The sequence below is a fragment of the Nonomuraea aurantiaca genome (assembly GCF_020215705.1).
Classification (GTDB): Bacteria; Actinomycetota; Actinomycetes; order Streptosporangiales; family Streptosporangiaceae; genus Nonomuraea; species Nonomuraea aurantiaca.
In genome coordinates this window covers 954,830-973,060 of record NZ_JAIWNB010000001.1, presented here as the reverse complement: position 1 = coordinate 973,060, position 18,231 = coordinate 954,830, and the positions used below count along the sequence as shown (strand labels likewise).

Genomic DNA, 18,231 nt, shown 5'->3' with positions numbered 1-18,231 from the left:
AATATCATCAGACACCGGTGCGGCATGGGTAGACGCGGCGGCTCTGGGCCGGTCGTCAGCCCACCCCGACCGCCGACAGCGTGGATCCGGTGCGCGTCTTGGAGACCCTGAGCTGGGCCGGGATCCTCGATCGCAGCTCGGCGACGTGGCTGATGATGCCGACCGCCCGTCCTCCGTCGCGCAGCCCGTCGAGGATGTCGAGCACGCCGTCGAGCGTGTCCTCGTCGAGCGTGCCGAAGCCCTCGTCCACGAACAGCGTGCCGATCTCGGCGCCGCCCGCTTCGGCGGTCACCACGTCGGCCAGGCCGAGCGCGAGGGCCAGCGAGGTGATGAAGCTCTCCCCACCCGACAGCGTGGCCGGGTCGCGGTCGACGCCCGTCCATCCGTCGGCCACGCGCAGCCCCAGCCCGCCCCCCGAACGCCCCCTGGCCCCGGCCGTCTTCCGCAGGTCGTGCCGCAGCAGGTAGCGTCCGGCCGACATGTGGTCGAGGCGCTCGTTGGCGGCGTCGACCACCTGCCGGAGCCGTTCGCCGAGCACGAACGACGACAGGCTCATGTTCCACTGGTTGTCACTCGACGTACCGCTGGCCAGCGCCGCCAGCCGCTCGGCCAGCCGGTGCCGGTCGGCGGCGGGCTGCCACCGCTCGATGCACGCGGCCAGCTCCGCGCCCAGCTCGGCCACCCGCTCCTCCCGCTGCGCGGCCCGGTCCCTGGCCGACGCCAGGGCCGTGTGCGCCTGTTCGGCCTCGTCGCGCGCCGCCTCGGCGGCGACCAGATCGGGTACGTCCTGCCGCGCGGCGGCCACCAGCTCGGGATCGGCCAGCGTACTGGTCACGGCCGCGTGCTGCGCGTCGAGCCGCCGCAGCAGCTCCGCTTTGCCGTCCCGCTCGTACTCGCTCCTGGCGGCGGCCTCCACGTCGGCCACATCGCCGAACCCCGCCTCCAGAGCCGCCCGTCCGGCCGCCTCCACCGCGCTGACCCGCTCAGCCTCGGTGGCGACGGCCGCCTGCGTGGCTTCCAGGGCCTCCCGGAGCAGTTCGGCCTCGTCGTTCAGCCTGGACAGGCGGGCGGTGAGCGTGGGGTCGTCGCCGCGCGCGCTGTCGAGCCGCGCGGTGAGCCGCCCCGCGTCACCGCTGAGCTCCTCCTGCCTGGTACGGCAGGCGGCCAGGCGGGCGGTGACCCGGCGCGCGCGCTCTTCCAGCGCCACCCGCTCCTGGCTGAGCCCGGCGGCCTCCCGCGCCAGCCCGGCCTCCCGACCGGCCGACTCCCGAAGCCGCGCCACTTCCTCCTCGGCCACGGCCAGCACGGAGGGCGCCAGCTCGGGACCGATCTCCGCTCCACCGCCGTCGGCCGGAACCACTCCGTCAGAGGCCGCGTCTCGGGTGTCGGCATCGGGGCGGCGGCTGTCGGGGGCAGATACCCGGGCGTCGGCGTTGGGGCGGTGGGTGTCGAGGAGGCCGCTCTGGAGGAGGCGGGTGACGAGGCGGGCGCGTTCGGCCTGGAAGTGGGTGCGGTGGGTGCGGTGGGCCGTGAGTAGTTCGCCGAGCTCGCGGGCCTGCTCCCGGACGCGGTCGCGCTCCGTCTCGATGCGGTCCAGCTCGGCGGCCAGTGCGGGCTCGCGTTCGGCGATCGCCTCCAGGCGGGCCAGCTCCTCCTGGGCCTGGAGCGCCGCGGTCTCGGCGGTGCCGGTGTCGAGGCCGCCCGCCGCCGACACGGCGTCGGCGTGGCGGGACTCCAGGGAGGCGAGTGCGCGTTCGGCCGCCTCGCGTTCGGAGAGGGCCCTCTCGTGGGCGCGCTCCGCCGCCAGCTCGTCGTCGGGGGACGGGGCGCTGGGGGCGGGCGAGGCCGGGTGGGGGTGGTCGGCGGAGCCGCACACGGCGCACGGGCTGCCGTCGGACAGCTCGCGCGCCAGCTCGGCGGCCATGCCGTCGATGCGTGCCTGCCGTACGTCCAGCCAGTGCTCGCGCAGGCCCTGGGCGCGGTCCACCAGCGACTGGTGGTCGGCGGTGGCGGACTCCAGCTCGGCGGCCAGCGTCTCGGCCCGGTGGGCGGCATCTCGTACGGCCCGGGCCGCGTCGAGTGTCGCGACGGCGGCGGGGATGGCGGCCGTCTCGGCCCGTACCTCGGCGAGGCGGGCGTTGACGTCGGCCAGCCGTCCGGGCAGCTCCGCGTCGGCAGCGGCCACCTCGGCCTCGCGTTGGGTGAGCCCGTCCAGCTCCGCGGTCAGGTCGGCCAGCTGCCGGCCGACGGTGATCAGCTCGGCCGCCGCGGTCCGTACGGCCTCGGCCGCCGGGATTCTGGCGGCGTCCAGCCTGGCCCGCGCCAGCTTGCGTTCGGCCTCCTCGACGAGGGCGGGCAGGGCGGCGAGCCGGGTGGCGGCGGTCTCGTCCTCGGCGGCCAGCCCGGTCAGCTCATCCTCGACGCGCTGCAGGTCCCGGCGGACGACCAGCAGTCTGGCTTCCTCGGTGAGCAGCTCGGACAGGCGGGCGATCTCTGCCTGCCGGGCTCGCTCCATGGCATGAAGTCGCTCGGGCTCGACCCAGCCGACCAGACTCGGTCCGGTGGGCGGGGTGGCTTTCAGGAGGGGATGGGCGCGGGCGACGGCGTCCGTGGCCAGGGAGTGGGCCTTGGCGGCGGCTTCGGCGCGCTGGCGGGCGGCCCGGATGAGCGGAAGCACGCGGTCCGCGCGGGCGGCGTCGTCGAGGATGGCCTGGAGCTCGGCGCGTTCCTCGGATCGCTCGTCCAGGGTGCGGCGCAACGTCAGAGCCTCGGCGTGGCGGCGCTGGCGGTCGGCCAGTGCCGTCGCCTGCTCGAAGCGGGAACGCGCCGAACGCAGTGCGTGCCCGGCCGCCGCGTGTTGCTCGGCCGTCCGGACGACGACGGCGCGGGCGGCGGCGAGCAGCGCGCCGGCCCACCCCAGCGGGTCGGTGTCCGGATCAGGCGGATCGGCGTCGGCACCGGGCGCGGCAACGCCAGCACCGGAAGCCACAGCGCCAGCACCGGACGCCACGCCATCGGCACCGGGCACGGCGGCGTCGGCACCGGGCGCGGGGGCAGCGGGCGTGGGGGCAGCGTCCGAAGCCGAGAGGTCGCCTGCCGCCTCCTCCAGGCGTTGGATCGCGAAGTCCACCTGCTGCCGCAGCTCCTGCTGATCCCGCCAAGCCGCCTTGCGGTGCTCGGCCAGCCAGGACTCCGTCTGGGTGAACACCTTCACGGTGAAAAGACGCTCCAGCAGCCGCCGCCGGTCATCCCCATCGGCGCGCAGGAACCTGGCGAAATCCCCCTGGGGCAGCATCGCGACCTGGCAGAACTGGTCGGCGTTCATGCCGAGCAGCCCGCCCACCAGGTCGCCGGCCTCGTCGGAGCGGGTCGTCAGGCCGTGCCAGGCGGACCCGACCCGTTCCTCGACGATGACCTTGGCCTTCTCCTCGGTGAACCCGGACCCGCGCAACTTGGGCCGCTGCCACACCGGAGAACGCTGGATGCGCAGTAACCGGCCCCGCAGCGACACCTCAAGCGAGACCGAGGGCCCGACGGACGGCGCGGCGTGGTCGCAGCGCAGCGCGCGGGCGCTGTTGCGCTGGCCCGGGACCTGGCCGTAGAGGGCGAAGCAGAGAGCGTCGAGGATCGTGGTCTTGCCCGCGCCCGTCGGCCCGTGGACGAGGAAGAGGCCGGCCTCGGCCAGAGCGTCGAAATCGACCGTCTCCGAACCGGGGAAGGACCCGAAGGCCGTGAGCGTGAGCCGGTGCGGCCGCATCTACGCCATCGTCTCCTTCACCCTGGCTGCCTCGATCGCCTGTCTTAGCAGGTCTTCCTCGTCAGGTCCGGCAGGCTCGCCGCGTACTTCCCGAATGAAGTCGAGCGCCACCTCCGCCTCCGGCCGGCCGCTCAGGCGGGCGGGCTGGGAGACGGGAGCGCCGCCTGACGGCTCGAAGGACAGTGCCAGCGTGTGGGGAAAGCGGGCGCGCAGCCGGTCCATGGCTGATTTGGGGCGGATCGGGTCGGTCAGTATGACCTGCAGCCAGTGGTCTTCCACATCGTCATATGCCGAGGAGGTCAGCAGATCCTCCAGCAGACCGCGCAGGCGGCCGATCGGCCGGGGCACCGGCGCGGGGACGAAGTCGACCTCCATGGAACCGAGGGTGACCAGCCACGACCCCTTCTTCTGGTTGACCTCCGAGAAGGAGTAGGCCAGGGGGGAGCCGGAGTAGCGGACCGTCTCCGACATCCGCTGGCGGCCGTGCAGGTGGCCGAGCGCGACGTAGTCGACCCCCTCGAAGGCCGACAGCGGCACGTGCGCCACTCCGCCCACGCTGATGTCGCGCTCGCTGTCGCTGGCCTCTCCCCCGGTGACGAAGGCGTGGGCCAGGACCACCGAGTGGCGGTGTCGGGGAGCGTCGGCGCGGATGTGCGCCATGGCGTGGGACAGCGCGGCGGTGTGGCTGCGGTCGGGCAGCTCCCAGGGGCCGCGTACCAGCTCGGGCTCCAGGTAGGGGATCCCGTAGAAGGCGACGTCGTCCACCAGCACGGGCTCCCAGGCGCGGGACGGGTCGGTGCGCAGGTGGACCCCGGCGGCGTCGATCAGGTCGGCGCCGAACCCGAGCCGCCGGGCCGAGTCGTGGTTGCCGCTGATCAGCACGGTGCGGGCGCCGGTGCCCATCAGGCGGCGCAGCGCGTCGCCGCAGAGCGCGACCGCGTCGACCGGCGGCAGGGCGCGGTCGTAGACGTCGCCGGACACCACCACCACGTCGACCCGCTCGGCGCGCACCGTCTCGATCAGGTGGTCGATGAACGCGGCCTGGCCTTCGAGCAGGCTCTCGCGATGGAACGAACGTCCCAGATGCCAGTCGGAGGTGTGCAGGATCCGCATTCGCAGGAAGCTAACAGGTCTCACCGACAAATGCGGTCCCCTGCGTCACACGTCTCGGGAGTAGGCTGAAAGATCAGCGGGCAATTCAACCCACATGGGGAGGCCGATGCGCACTGGCCGTGGCACCGTGAGCGTCGCCGCAGGTTTGGTGCTGGTGGCCCTGGCCGCCGTCGGCTACGTTCTGCCACCCGCGTTCAACCCTCCGCCACTTCAGGCCGATCGCACGATGCAGGCGCTCCCGCCCCAGCCCGCGAACGAGCTGCGGCCCGTGGTCGCGGCGGGTCCCGTGCGCCAGGAGGAGATCTCGCTCCAGGCGGAGGGCCAGACACTGGTCGGAACGGTCCGCGCCCCCACGACGCCGGGCCGGCATCCGGCGATGGTGTTCGTGTCGGGGTCGGGCAACGGCTCGCGGACGGAGTTCACGCCGCAGGCGGAGTTCCTGGCCAAGGCGGGCGTGGTGACGCTGGCGTTCGACAAACGGACGGTCGGCTACAACTTCCGCGACCGGGACTTCGGGCTGCTCGCGGACGACGCGCTGCGCATGGTCGAGTACATGCGCACGCGTCCCGACGTGGACCCCACGCGCACCGGGTTGTGGGGGGTCAGCGAGGGCGGCTGGGTGGTGCCCATCGCGGCGGCCAAGAGCCGCGACGTGGGGTTCGCGGTGCTGGTGTCGTCGCCGAACGTGTCGCCGCTCAGGCAGGTGGCCTGGGCGTTGAACGAGCAGCTGCAGCGCCTGCACGCGCCGATCGGCGTGCGCGACCTGCTCACCAGGGCGATGGGCGGGGTGGGCTTCAACTTCCTCCGGTACGACGCGATGCCCGCGCTGCGCCAGATCAGGCAGCCGGTGCTGGCGTTCTACGGGACGATGGACCCGTCCATCCCGTTCGTGGAGTCGTCCCAATCCCTGATCACCGCGCTCAAGGCGGCGGGCAACGACCAGTACACGATCCGCTTCATGGACAAGGCCGACCACGCCATGCGGATCAACGGCGGCCCGTTCGCGCACGGCTACCTGGAGACGCTGGCGAACTGGATCATCGGCCTGCCCGGCACGGCACGGCCCCCGCTGCACGTGGCGGGCGCGACGCCGGTGCAGCGCTTCGAGGCCAGCGACGTCCCCGCCGCTCCGTGGTACGCGGGCGGCACGATGCTGGGGCTGACGATCTGCCTGGCCGCCGTCGGCTACGTGGCGGGCCCCGTGGCCGCGATGGTGGTACGCCTGCGCGGCCGCCGGCAGACCCCGGCCGACACGAACGCCAGGCTCTGGCCGCCGATCAGGCGGAGGCTGCGCCGGATGGCGTGGACGGGGCTGGGGCTGCTGGTCTCGGTGCTGGCGTTCATCACGGTGCTGGTGCTGTTCTCGGTGAACCAGGCCGGAGCCTGGCCGGCCGTGCTGGCCGGCTGGCTGGTGGTGCGGGTGCTGGCCGTGCTGATGCTGGTGCAGGAGGTCACGGCGGTGGCGGCGGTCGTGGCGGGGCTGCGGGAAGGTATGCGGCCGAGCCGCTGGCAGCACGTGGCGATCGCGGGCGTGCTCGGCGGCACGGGGCTGCTGCTGGTGGCGGCGGCCTACTACGGGCTGTTCGCGTTCCCCTGGTAGAGGAGGGCGCTCAGCCACCGACCTGGTAGACGAACGCGCTCAACCTTCGGTCTGGTAGACGAAGGCGTTCAGCCAGCGGTCGATCTGGGCGAACACCTGCTTGCGCACCGGCTCGGCCGACAGCACCAGGTCGTGCATGCCGTCGGGGATGCGTACGCACGTGACGTGCGGGCCCACGCAGGTGGCCCAGCGGGCGATGTGGCGGGGATCGAGTACGGTGTCGGCCGAGCGGGCCTCGGGCACGAAGTCGCGTACCCGCAGGCCCGTGGCCGAGGCGAGCACGAGCACCGGCACGTCCACGGCCAGGCCGGCGTGCAGCCGCCGCTGCGCCCGGCGGATGGCGGCCAGCCAGGTGGCGTGCACGGAGAAGCCGCCGAGCGGCTTGAGCGCCAGGTCGTAGTCCCATTCGCCCTGTTCGGTGCGGTGCAGGCTCTGGCCATACGCGAGGCTGACGCCCAGCGGCAGCGCCCGGCTGGAGTACGACAGCGGCGTCTTGAGCAGGTCGGCGGCCAGGCGCAGCGGGGCGGGCACGTTCAGGTCGAAGAACGGGCTGTTGAGCACGAGCCCCTGCACCAGGCCCCGGCCACGGACGCGGTCGGCCCACAGCGCCGCGACCAGGCCGCCGGTCGAGTGCGCGTTGATCGTCAGCTCGTCGTGGTCGCCCTTGATGACGCGTACGGCCTCGTCGATCTCCGGGAAGTACTCCGTGACGCTCCTGACCAGGCCCCTGGTCTGGTGCGGCAGCAGCGACCTGCCGTATTTGCGCAGGTCGAGGGCGTAGAAGTCGACGCCGCGGCCGAGGTAGTGGTCGGCGAGGTGGTCCTGGAAGAAGTAGTCGGTGAACCCGTGAAGGTAGAGCACCGCCCTGCGGGAACCGGCTCGGCGGGAGATCAGCGTCGCTACGACGTCGCCTTCGAAGTCGGGCGGCATGGACAGAACGGTGGTGTCGTACATGCTAGACACGATAGGGATTTACCGGCCATGACGGCACACTGCCCGGCAGGTCCTCACTGATCTTCATCGGGAACTCGGCCGGCCGCTTCTCCAGGAACGACGTCACCCCCTCGACGGTGTCGGGCGCGGACCCGAGCTCGGCCATCAGCCGGGAGTCGGCCGCGTGCGCCTCCCAGGGCGACGAGGCCGACAGACCCGACCACATCAGCCTGCGGATCGCGGCGACCGACACGGCGGAGGTGTTGTCGGCGATCTCCCTGGCCAGCGCGTAGGCGGCGGGCAGCAGCTCCTCGGCGGGCAGCACGCGGGACACCAGACGGCCCTCCAGCGCCTCGGAGGCGGGGAAGACGCGCCCGGTGGCCACCCACTCCATGGCCTGCGCGATGCCGACGAGCCTGGGCAGGAACCAGCTCGACGCGGCCTCGGTGACGATCCCGCGGCGGGCGAACACGAAGCCGAACTTCGCCGTGTCGGCGGCCAGCCGGACGTCCATCGGCAGTGTCATCGTGACGCCCACACCGATGGCGGGGCCGTTGATGGCGCCGATGACCGGCTTGAGCGACCGGGCGATGCGCAGCGCGACCGTGCCGCCGCCGTCGCGCGGCGCGCCGTCGACGAGTTCGCCTTCACCGGGCTCGCGGCGACTGAAGGTGTCGCCGCCACCGCCCAGGTCGGCCCCGGCGCAGAAGGCCCGGCCCGCGCCCGTGACCACGACGGCGCGCACATCGTCATCGGCGTCCGCGAGGTCGAACGCCTTTACCAACTCTCCGCGCATGGCAAAGGTGAAGGCGTTCAGCCTCTCGGGGCGCTTCAATGTGATCGTGGCGACCCGGCTGGTCACGCCGTAGTCGATCTGGGAGAAGGACATACGCCGAATCTTATTCGGTTACTAATGTTCACTCTCCCCTAAAGACATATTTCGCATTCTGTCCGTAGGCTGCCGCCTCGATTCGGCCTACGGTGAAGTTCGCGGGGAAACGGGGATGGCGTGAGGCAGGCAAGGAAACCGGTGAGCGCCACGGCGGTTCTCGGCTGGCTGGTGCTGGCCGCGCTCGCGCCGGGGGCGGCGCATCTGCGCGCCGGATGGCGCAAGACGGGTCTGATACTGCTCGGCTGTTACGCGGCGGGGCTGCTCGCACTTCTCGCCGTCAGGCTGAGCACCGACAACCTGCTGGGCGATCTGACCCAGGACAGCTGGCTGACGGGCATCACCGCCGGCGCCGTCGTGCTCGGGCTGGCGTGGTTCGCGCTGATCGTCCACTCGTTCATCGTGCTGCGGCCCGGCAGCCTGCCGCAGGCCGGGCAGGTCCTGGTGGGCACGTTCGCGGGACTGCTCGCCGTGGTGGTCGTCATGCCGTTCGGGATGGTCACGAGTTACGTCTGGACGTCCCGGAACGCGCTCAACGACATCTTCGTGAACGAGGGCACCCCCGAGCCGCAGGCCGAAGAGACGACGACCCGCCCCGAGGACCCGTGGGCGGGCCGTACGAGGGTGAACATCCTGCTCATCGGCGGCGACGCCGACGACAACAGGATCGGTGTACGCACCGACAGCATGAACGTGGCCACCGTCGACGTGAAGACCGGCAACACCGTGCTGATCAGCCTGCCGCGTAACCTGGAGAACGTCCGGTTCCGTCCGGGCACGCCGATGGCCCAGCACTTCCCGGACGGGTTCCGCCTGCCGCCCGACCCGGGTGGCGGCCGCAGCGACCTGCTCAACAGCGTCTGGGAGTACGCCGACGCGCACCCCGAGATCTTCGGCGGCAAGCAGCACCAGGGCCCCAAGGTACTGATGGACACGATCGGCTACACCCTCGGGCTCAAGATCGACTGGTACGCCCTGGTCAACATGTGGGGGTTCGCCCGGCTGATCGACGCGATCGGCGGGGTCACGCTCACGGTCGAGCAGGACGTGGTGTTCGGCCGGTACAACGAGGGCCTGGTCAAGGCGGGCACGCGCAAGCTGAAGGGCGCCGACGCGATGTGGTACGCCCGCTCGCGTACCTTCAGCGATGACTTCACCCGGATGCGCCGTCAGCGGTGCGTGATCGGCGCACTGCTCGACCAGGCCGACCCGGCGACGGTGCTGACCAGGTTCAACCGGATCGCCGGGGCCACCAAGGAGCTGATCAGGACCGACATCCCCCGGCCGATGCTCAAGCACCTGGTGCCGCTGGCGCTGCAGGTCAAGAACGCCAAGGTGACGAGCATCCAGTTCGTGCCGCCGCTGATCAGCACCGTCTCCCCGGACTGGGCGAAGATCCGCGCCATCACCGAGAAGGCCATCCGCGATTCGGCGGGCGGCCGGCCCACCGCGGCCACGGCTTCACCGGAGTCTTCTTCGGCGCCGAAGTCCACCAAATCGCCCTCGTCCAAGAAGCAGAAAGAGAGCGACCCCACCAAGACCCTTACCGAGGGCTGCGGCTCGCTGTGAAGATCCGGCCGACCGGCGCGCCGCCGCCGAGCACGGCCACGCTCTCGAACGCGGCGGCCGACGACACCTCACACCCCATCTCGCGGAGCACGGACAGGGCGATGACCGTGGTGGCGCGCGGGCTGCCGTCGATGACCTTCACCGCGACCGAGTGCCCGGACTCCGTCGCCACGACCAGCACGCCTTCCGCGCCGCCCTTGACCAGGGCGCCGGGCAGGGCGCGCATGAGCTCGGTGTTCTGGTGGCCGGTCCCGCCGACGTACTCGGGGTGCTCGCGCATCGCGTCAGCGACCTGGCGCGGCGCGCTGCCAGGCGCGGCCAGCACGAGCGCCTGTACGGCCCGCGCCAGGCCGGTCAGTGAGAGCCCGAACAGGGGTGCCCCGCAGCCGTCCACGGCGACGTGGGCGGCCTTCTCCCCCGCCAGTTCCTCGGTGACCGAGCGCACCCGGAGCTGCACCGGGTGCTCGGCGGCCAGGTAGGAGTCCACGTCCCAGCCGTTGGCCACGGCGGCGGCCAGCATCGCGGCGTGCTTGCCCGAGCAGTTCATCCGCTCGCGGGAGACGCCCTGCTCCTGCCTGATCAGCGCGTGCATGGTGGCCTGGTCCTCGGGCCAGGTCGCCGGGCAGCCGAGCGCCCCGAAGTCCAGCCCGTAGTCGGCCAGCAGCTCGCCGACCAGCCGTACGTGGAAGTCCTCGCCCGTGTGGCTGCCCGCGGCGATCGCCAGGCGTGGCCCGGTCAGGGCGGCGCCCGCCACCAGGCAGGCCAGCGCCTGGAACGGCTTGGCCGACGAGCGGGGCAGCACCGGCGCCTCGACCCAGCCGAGCTCGACCGCGGCCCGGCCCGACGGGTCGAGGCCGACGGCGCTGCCGTAGTGGAGGCTCTCGACGAATCCGGAGCGCACGACCTCGGCGAGGAGGGCGAGTTCAGGCACGAGCGAATCTCCTTCTGGTTCTGGGGATGGCAGGGGCCGCGCGCCGGCGGGCCTCCAGCGTACGGGCCAGCTTGGACAGCGACGCGTTGACCACCAGGTAGACCAGCGCGACGACGAGGTAGGTCTGGATGAGATAGCCGTTGTAGGCGGCCAGGACCTTGCCGCTGTAGAGCAGCTCGGCGTAGCTGACGACGAACCCGAGCGCGGTGTCCTTGAGCAGCCCGACCGACTGGCTGACGATCGACGGCAGCACCCGGCGGGCGGCCTGCGGCAGCACGATCAGGCGCATGGTCTGGCCGTGGGTGAGGCCGACCGCCAGGCCCGCCTCGCCCTGGCCGCGCTCGATGGAGCGGATCCCGGCGCGGAAGATCTCGGCGAACGCCGCCGCGTTCGACACCGACAGCGGCACCACGAGCTTCCAGAACAGCGGCAGGTCCAGCCCGTACTTCGGCAGCGCGAACAGCACCACGTACACCAGCAGCAGCGCCGGGATGGTCCTGACCACCTCGACATAGGCGGCGGCGGGGACGCGCAGGAGGCGGTGGCGCGACAGCCGGCCCAGGGCCAGCACCAGCCCGAGCGCCATCGCCAGCGCGGCCGAGACCACCGCGGCCAGCGCGGTGGACCACAGCCCGGTCAGGAGATAGCGCCACATGGGCCAGGTGGCGTACGGCTGCCAGCGCGCGGCGTCGAGCTGCCCGTTGGCGGCGAACTGCCGGACGGCCAGCGCGAGCAGCGCCAGGGCGGCGAGCGTGCCGGCGACGGTCGCGATCCGGATCCGCCGCCGCGCCCGGGGGCCCGGCTCGTCGAACAGAGCGGTGCTCATGCCTTACCCCAAGTGCTCATCGCAGGATCGCCAGCCGTCGTTCGAGCCGGCCGGTGACGAAGCCCGCGCAGGCGGCGATCAGCGCGTACGCCGCGCCCGCGCCCACGAAGATCGGGATGGGCTGGGCCTCGAGGAGGTTCACCCGGTTGGCCGCCGCGGTCAGGTCGACGACGCCGACGGCCGCCGCGAGCGCCGTGTTCATGGTGAGCGCGATGAAGATGTTGCCGATCGGCTGCACCACCGTACGCAGCGCCTGCGGCAGGATGACGTGCCGCAGCGACTGGCCGAACGTCAGCCCGATCGCGCGGGCCGCCTCGCCCTGCCCCTTGGCCACCGAGTTCACGCCGGACCGCAGCGCCTCGCCGATGTAGGCGGCCTCGTACACGGCGATCACCGCGATGGCCGTCACCCGCAGGTCGGCCTTGATGCCGATCTCCGGCAGCCCGAAGAACGCCAGGACGAGCAGCACCAGCAGCGGCAGGTTCTGGAAGGTCTCGACGTACGCGGTGCCGAGGGCGCGCAGCACCCGTACCGGGCTCACCCGCAGGGCGGTGACCAGCACGCCCAGCACCGCCGCGCCGAGGAACGACGCGGCGGTCAGCTGGAACGTCACGAGCAGCCCCTGCCACAGCTCGGGCAGGTGGTCGAGGAGGACGGACATCAGGACCCCGGCACGGAGCCGATCTGGGGCGGCTGCGGAGCCTCGCCCACGACGACCGTGCCGATGGAGCTCTTCCAGATCTTCTGCCAGGCTCCGGCGTCCTGCATCTTCTTCAGCCAGGCGTTGGTGAACGTCTTGAACTGGTCGTCACCGTGCTTGAGCCCGATGCCGTAGGGGTCGACGGTGAAGGGCTTGGTGACGATCTGGATCGACGGGTCCTTCTTGGCGTCGGCGATCAGCAGCGTCTCGTCCTGGACGTAGGCGACGCCCCGGTCCTGCTTGAGCGCCTGGAGGCACTCCGGGTCGCTGCCGAACGTGATGATCTCCGCCTGCGGCGCGAACTTCTTGATCGCCGGGATGGCGGGCGTGTTGGCGCCCGCGAGGACCTTCTTGCCGTTCAGGTCCTCGGGCTTGGCGATGCCCGTCGCGCCCTTCTTGACCGCGATGGTCAGACCGGAGGTGTAGTACGGCCCGGCGAACGCCACCTGCTTCGCCCGTTCCGGCGTGATCGTGTACGTCTGGAAGACGACGTCCACGGTGCCGTTGGCGAGCAGCGCCTCGCGGGTCTCCGAGGCCGAGTTGACGATCTTCACCTTGGGCTGGCCGATGATGTACTTGGCCAGCGCCTTGCCCAGATCGGCGTCGAAGCCCTCGACCTGGCCGGTGGCCGGGTTCTGCTGGGAGAGCAACGGCGCGTCCAGCGAGCCGCCGACGATCAGCTCGCCGCGCTGCTTGATCTTCTCCATGGTGGAGCCGGGCAGGATGTCCGCGGCGGCCGCGACAGGCGCCTGCGCGAGGACGTCGTCCTTCTTGGCCTCTCCTCCGGGCACGGCGGGGCTGCTCGTCTCGCCGCAGGCCGCCAGGCCTAACAGGGAAACGGCGACGACAGCGACAAGTCTCTTCATGACCATCCACTTCCTTCGAAATCGAAGATGAAGCGGAACGTAGTGGCAGATTTCGTACGAAGTCAATACGTTGTCGCAGGAAGACCGGACATGATATTCCTCTCAGCATGAACCAGCGGCTGCCCGTGAGCGGGGCACAGGGGGACCTGCTGCGTCTCGTGGCCACCGGCCGGGCCGAGTCGCGGGCCGACCTCGCCCGCTTATCCGGACTGGCCGCCTCCAGCGTCTCGCTGCGGGTCGAGGAGCTGATCTCGCTGGGCCTGCTCGGCGAGGAGGGGTCGGGCGCCTCGCGGGGCGGGCGGCGGCCCCGGCGGCTGCGTCTGTCGCCGTCGGCGGGGGTGCTGGCGGTCGCCGACCTCGGCGCGCACCACGCGCGGCTCGGGCTGCTCGACCTCAGCGGCGCCCCTCTCGTGGTCGAGGAGCGGCCCTGCGAGATCGCCCGGGGTCCGGAGGCCACGCTGGACCTCCTGTCGGACGCCTTCGACGAGCTGCTGGCCGTACATGTGCCGGATGACGTGCCGTTACGCGGGGTGGGCACCGGCATCCCCGGCCCGGTGGACCCGGCCACCAGCCGGGTGGTCACGCCGTCGCGGATGCCGGGCTGGAACGGGTTCCCCGTCGCCGAGCACCTGGGCCTGCGCTACGACCTGCCGATCCTCGTCGAGAACGACGCCAACCTGATGGCCGCCGGCGAGGCCAGGCACTGGCCCGGCTGCGACAACCTCATGGTCCTCAAGGCCGGCACCGGCATCGGCTGCGGCGTGATCGTCAACGGCCACCTGCACCGGGGCCGGGGCGCGGCGGGCGACATCAGCCACGTACGGGTACGGTCCGACTCCTCCGTCCTGTGCGCCTGTGGCCACCCCGACTGCCTGGAGGCGTACGCCAGCGGGGCCGCCCTCATGTCGGCCCTGGCGGACGCCGGTATCACCGTGGCCCGTCCCGCGGACATCGTGAGCCTGGTGGACGACGCGATCCCCGAGGCCACCAGCCTGGTGCGGGGCGCGGGGCGGCGGATCGGCGAGGTCCTCACCGTGTTGGTCAACTTCTTCAACCCGGACGTGATCGCGGTGGGCGGCAGCCTGTCGGCGGCCGAGCCGCTGATCACCTCCATCAGGGCGGCGGTGTACGAGCGCTGCCTGCCGCTGGCGACCCGCGACCTGGAGATCGCCCCGGCCCGGGCCGGCCGGGACGCCGCCCTCCTGGGCGCCGGAGCGCTCCTGCTGGAAGCGGCGCTGGTTTAGGCGGCCATTCGCCCTTGCGACACACCGGAAGCACCGTCACCACGGTGGCGGGCGCTTTTACGCTAACGTGCCGCAATGTCTGGGCCCGCAAGCACTGGACCCGCCGCTGCTGACGCGGCCCCGTACTCGGCCGGCCCGTCCGCGCAGCGGGCGGGCCAGCACTACTCCTCGCCCACCAGGTCGAACAGCTCGCGCCATTTGCCGACCGTGGCGAACACCACGGACATCGCGGCCAGCGCCGGGTCGCGCGCCTCTCCGTAGGCGGTCGTGCAGTCGCTGGCCACGTAGGGGTCGAAGCCGCGCTGGTCGGCGGAGCGCACCGTGGTCTCCACGCAGACGTTGGTCAGGATGCCGACGGCAAGGAGCCGGTTGACCCCCAGGCCGCGGAGCAGGACCTCGAGATCCGTGTACAGGAAAGCGTCGTAGCGGTTCTTGTCGATGACGTGGTCGCCCTCGGCGGGTGCGAGCTCGTCGATGATGTCGGCGTCCCAGGAGCCCCGTACGAGCGGCTCCGGATCGCGCGGCCACAGATTCGCGGAACGGGCCGGCATGTCGATCAGGCCGGGCCGGAAGACATGCCGCGTGTAGATCACCGGCAGGTGAGCGGCACGCGCGGCGGCGAGCAGCTCCTCGTTCGCGGCGACGACCGAGGACAGGTCGGGCAGTTCGCCGCCCAGGGACGCGATGGAGCCTCGGGGGTGACAGAACCCGTTCTGCATGTCGACGACAAGGACGGCGGCGGCGTTCATCGGCGCGCTTCCTTCGGGATCGGCTTAAGGTCCGGAAGCCACACCAGACCCCTATCGCGGGATCAGCCCCCGGATGTCGGCGAAGAGCCGTTCGTGCGCGGCCGCCGCCTCTGGGCTGGTCAGGTCCATGCCCTGGATGAATCCGTGGACGAGGCCGGGTTCGCACCGGTGCGTGACGTCGACTCCGGCTTCGGCCAGGCGGCGGGCGTAGGCGTCACCCTCGTCGCGCAGCGCGTCGTGTTCGGCGGTCACCACCAGGGCGGCCGGCAGACCGGACAGATCCGGCTGGTGCAGGAGACTCGCCGACCGGCGCCCAGCCGGGTCAGGCACCCACTGGGCGACGAACCAGCTCAGTATGTCGGCGGCGAGCCCGTAGCCTGTCCCCTTTTCGGTGACGCTCGGCAGGGAGAGCGTGAGATCAGTGTTCGGACATATCAACATTTGTACGACAGGCAGCGGGGCACCCGCGTCCCGCAACCGCAGGCAGGCCATGGCGGCGAGATATCCCCCCGCGCTGTCGCCCGCCACGGCCACCGGCCCCGCCCAGCGGAGCACGTCGACGACGTCGTCGATCGCAGCCGGGTACGGATCCTCCGGAGCCAGCCGGTAGTCCACCGCCAGCACCTCGACATCGCACTCCTTGGCGATGCGGCGACAGGTCCTGTCGTGCGTCTCCAGGTCACCGAAGACCCACCCGCCACCGTGCACGAACACCAGCAGCGGGCGCGGCTCGGCGGAGGGCCGATAGTGGCGCAGCGGCAGACCTGAGGGGCTGGTCACGTCCGCGACGTGCGGCAGGCCGGGCCCCTTCGGCCGGGTGCCGTTCCTGCTCCGCGCGCTCTCACGGAGTTCACTGGCGAGAAATCGGGACACGCCAACGAATGATAGAGGCCCCCTCAAAGGGGAGGAATGCCACGGTCTTCCCCGCTGACGCTGCCGCGGTTCTCGTCGCTGACGCCGCTGCGGTTCTCCTCGCTGACGCCTTTGCGGTTCTCCTCGCTGACGCTGCCGCGGTCTTCCTCTCTGGCGGCGGGGCGGTGGAAGGTGGCGCGGCAGCGGTGGCGTTCGGGGTCGCGGAGGTCCTCGATGCGGTCCGCGACCAGACCCTCCGTTGCGAAGGACGCGATCTCGGACGGCGTGAGAGGCCACGGCGGCGCGAACACCGGCCCTCCCTCCTCACGCGCCGAGGCGATCACCAGAAGCGTGCCGCCCGGCCCCACGAAGTCGGCGATCGAGGCGACGGCCCGCGCGTGGAGGTGCTCCGGCAGGGCTTGGACGGTCATGATCTCCACCACCAGGTCGAACGCCTGCCGCCACTCGCCGGGCGGAGCGAGCAGGTCTGCGGCGCGATACTCCACCCGGGACCCGGGGAAGCGCTCCTGGGCCAGACGCACGGCCGACTCACTGACGTCGAAGGCGACCGTGTCGAAGCCGAACCGCGACACGTACTCGGCGTCGTCCCCCAACCCGCACCCGACCACCAGCGCTCGCCGACCCACTCCCGTTCCGGGCCCTATTTCCGCCCCGGAACCGGAGCCGAGACCGGAACCCGAGCCTGACTCCGAAGGGAGCCACTCGACGAGCAGTGGGTGGGGAGTCTGTGAGTCCCACGGGACGATCGCCTCACCCGTCTCCGACTCCGCGTACAGACGCTCGAACCACCCCGTCGGATCGCCGGCCGCCAGCGACTCCGCCGCCAGCCGCCGGGAGTCCTCATCCCGGTCCCGCTCCGTCAAAGGTCCTCCAAGTTCGAGTCCATACGGCAGGCCGCGCCCCGCTCTGTCGGCGAGTGCCACCAAGTCGACCGTATCGCCCAGCGGCCCGACAAAGCTGCGTTGCTGGAGGACCGGGGCGACGTACCCCAAACGCCACAACTCACCACCGAAGAACGGCATCAGCACGCAGACGGCCGGGCTGGGGTGCGGGCACGGGAGGTCGGCGTGCCACCAGGAGAGCTCCCCCGCCCGGCCGTCGACGGCCAGCTGGACGACGTCCCGCGCGGTGGCCTGCCGCCCGAGCAGCTTGCTCGCGGCGACGATGACCTGGTCCCGCCACTGCGCATGAAACGAGCCCCATCCGTCCCAGGGAATGTCATGCAGGGAGTGGAAGGCGCGCGGTGTGGCCCTGGTGCGTTCCCACAGGACGACCTGCCCGAGCCTGCGTTCCAGCTTCTCCGTGACACCGGCGACGACCGGGTCGGCGACGGCGTCAACGGGCTCGCCGGAGTTCCACCCGAGCTCCTCCAGCAGCCTCGCCTCGTGACGCTCGAAATCCTCTGCCACGAAGGAGTCGACATTCGGCTGCATCCGCCCGAGCAGACCGTCTTCCCTGATCTTCCAGAGGAAGCTCTGATAGATGTCCGCGACATAACCCCCGCCATGCGACATCGCCGGGCCCGCGTACCGCTCGAGGTGCCACTCGAAGGCACAGTCGATCATGCAGGCCCGCCGCGTGGCGCGGGCCAGGACGTCGCGTCCCACCAGCTCGGCGGTCGCCGACCAGAGGTCACTGCGGATCCGGTGAGCGTGTACGCGCAGCCACTCCCGCTGTGGCAGCGACTCACCCTCCGCCTCCCGAACGCGGTCCAGGAAATTGAGGTGGAGGATCCAGCGCACCCGCCAGGTCGCGGACGGAGCAAGGGTCAGCTCCCTGACGACCAGAGTACGCAGATCGTCCTCGTCCAAGCCTATGAGCAGCGGCAGGCCCAGGAAGAGGACACATCCGTCGCGCCGGTCGGGCCAGGCCGCCAGACCGCCCCAAGCCCCCGGGGTTCAGGCGCAGGATGGCGACCAGCGTCCGCCACCTGGTTAACGCCGGTACATCCCCCACATCAAGCCCCTTTATCGCGAAATTTCGGGATAAAGGTAGGGGGGCTAGATCACATAGCCGTCACGAGATACCGGTAAGAAACATGCCGTGAGCCCCGAACGGTCTTGTGACTTTGCCTGGTCAATGCTGGGCGGTCATGAAACACCCCGATGGAGCGGGTTGTGCCTGCGCATCCTGCAGGCCGCCCTCGTGTACCTGTTGACTGAACTAACGAGAGTGTTTGTC

General features: G+C 71.4%; 14 protein-coding genes. 3 read left to right on the top strand and 11 right to left on the bottom strand.

Translation table 11 applies throughout. The features are described from left to right. Positions 1-55: 55 nt before the first annotated feature. Entirely contained in the window at positions 56-3,757 is a 3,702-nt protein-coding gene (locus LDL49_RS04440; RefSeq protein WP_225289582.1) for an AAA family ATPase, read from the bottom strand. Then, positions 3,758-4,870, bottom strand: a complete 1,113-nt coding sequence (locus LDL49_RS04435; protein WP_225289581.1) for an exonuclease SbcCD subunit D — start codon at positions 4,868-4,870, stop codon at positions 3,758-3,760. It abuts the gene before it with no gap. A gap of 106 nt (positions 4,871-4,976) precedes the next feature. Here LDL49_RS04435 and LDL49_RS04430 point away from each other — a divergent pair, with 106 nt between their 5' ends. Next, on the top strand, positions 4,977-6,470 hold the full coding sequence (locus LDL49_RS04430) for an alpha/beta hydrolase family protein (RefSeq protein ID WP_225289580.1): 1,494 nt from the start codon (positions 4,977-4,979) through the stop codon (positions 6,468-6,470). A 39-nt stretch (positions 6,471-6,509) separates the two neighbouring features. Here the strand turns inward: LDL49_RS04430 and LDL49_RS04425 are convergent, their stop codons facing one another. Then, positions 6,510-7,424: an alpha/beta hydrolase gene (locus LDL49_RS04425; RefSeq protein WP_225289579.1), complete on the bottom strand. Its 915-nt coding sequence runs from the start codon at positions 7,422-7,424 to the stop codon at positions 6,510-6,512. Position 7,425: 1 nt separating this feature from the next. Then, positions 7,426-8,292, bottom strand: a complete 867-nt coding sequence (locus tag LDL49_RS04420; protein WP_225289578.1) for an enoyl-CoA hydratase-related protein — start codon at positions 8,290-8,292, stop codon at positions 7,426-7,428. Positions 8,293-8,433: 141 nt separating this feature from the next. On the opposite strand from LDL49_RS04420, the gene LDL49_RS04415 reads away from it, so the two are divergent. Beyond that, positions 8,434-9,861 carry an LCP family protein gene (locus tag LDL49_RS04415; RefSeq protein ID WP_225289577.1) on the top strand — a complete coding sequence of 476 codons (1,428 nt, stop codon included), beginning with the start codon at positions 8,434-8,436 and terminating at the stop codon, positions 9,859-9,861. On the opposite strand, the gene LDL49_RS04410 is transcribed toward LDL49_RS04415, so the two are convergent. The 4 genes from LDL49_RS04410 to LDL49_RS04395 are packed head-to-tail and all read right to left on the bottom strand — an operon-like array spanning position 9,836 to position 13,184. Then, a complete protein-coding gene (locus LDL49_RS04410) occupies positions 9,836-10,792 on the bottom strand; it encodes an asparaginase (protein WP_225289576.1) in 957 nt (318 codons plus the stop codon). The two genes, LDL49_RS04415 and LDL49_RS04410, sit on opposite strands and share 26 nt — an antisense overlap. Then, positions 10,785-11,618, bottom strand: a complete 834-nt coding sequence (locus LDL49_RS04405) for an amino acid ABC transporter permease (protein ID WP_225289575.1) — start codon at positions 11,616-11,618, stop codon at positions 10,785-10,787. The genes LDL49_RS04410 and LDL49_RS04405 overlap by 8 nt, the downstream gene beginning before the upstream one ends. Before the next feature lie 16 nt (positions 11,619-11,634). Further along, positions 11,635-12,279, bottom strand: coding sequence for an amino acid ABC transporter permease (locus tag LDL49_RS04400; RefSeq protein ID WP_225289574.1), 645 nt, complete (start codon positions 12,277-12,279; stop codon positions 11,635-11,637). Continuing rightward, positions 12,279-13,184 (bottom strand): glutamate ABC transporter substrate-binding protein, encoded by a 906-nt coding sequence (locus tag LDL49_RS04395; protein WP_225289573.1) that lies wholly within the window; start codon positions 13,182-13,184, stop codon positions 12,279-12,281. Before LDL49_RS04395 ends, LDL49_RS04400 begins: the two co-directional genes overlap by 1 nt. A 107-nt stretch (positions 13,185-13,291) precedes the next feature. Between LDL49_RS04395 and LDL49_RS04390 the strand changes: the two genes are divergently transcribed. Then, positions 13,292-14,428, top strand: a complete 1,137-nt coding sequence (locus LDL49_RS04390) for an ROK family protein (RefSeq protein WP_225289572.1) — start codon at positions 13,292-13,294, stop codon at positions 14,426-14,428. 161 nt (positions 14,429-14,589) lie between these two features. On the opposite strand, the gene LDL49_RS04385 is transcribed toward LDL49_RS04390, so the two are convergent. From LDL49_RS04385 to LDL49_RS04375, 3 genes are read right to left on the bottom strand one after another with little or no spacing between them, the layout of a single operon-like run. Continuing rightward, positions 14,590-15,177 (bottom strand): cysteine hydrolase family protein, encoded by a 588-nt coding sequence (locus LDL49_RS04385; RefSeq protein WP_225289571.1) that lies wholly within the window; start codon positions 15,175-15,177, stop codon positions 14,590-14,592. 51 nt (positions 15,178-15,228) lie between these two features. After that, positions 15,229-16,050: an alpha/beta hydrolase gene (locus LDL49_RS04380; protein ID WP_225289570.1), complete on the bottom strand. Its 822-nt coding sequence runs from the start codon at positions 16,048-16,050 to the stop codon at positions 15,229-15,231. 23 nt (positions 16,051-16,073) lie between these two features. After that, positions 16,074-17,861, bottom strand: a complete 1,788-nt coding sequence (locus LDL49_RS04375) for a class I SAM-dependent methyltransferase (RefSeq protein WP_225289569.1) — start codon at positions 17,859-17,861, stop codon at positions 16,074-16,076. Positions 17,862-18,231: the final 370 nt, after the last annotated feature.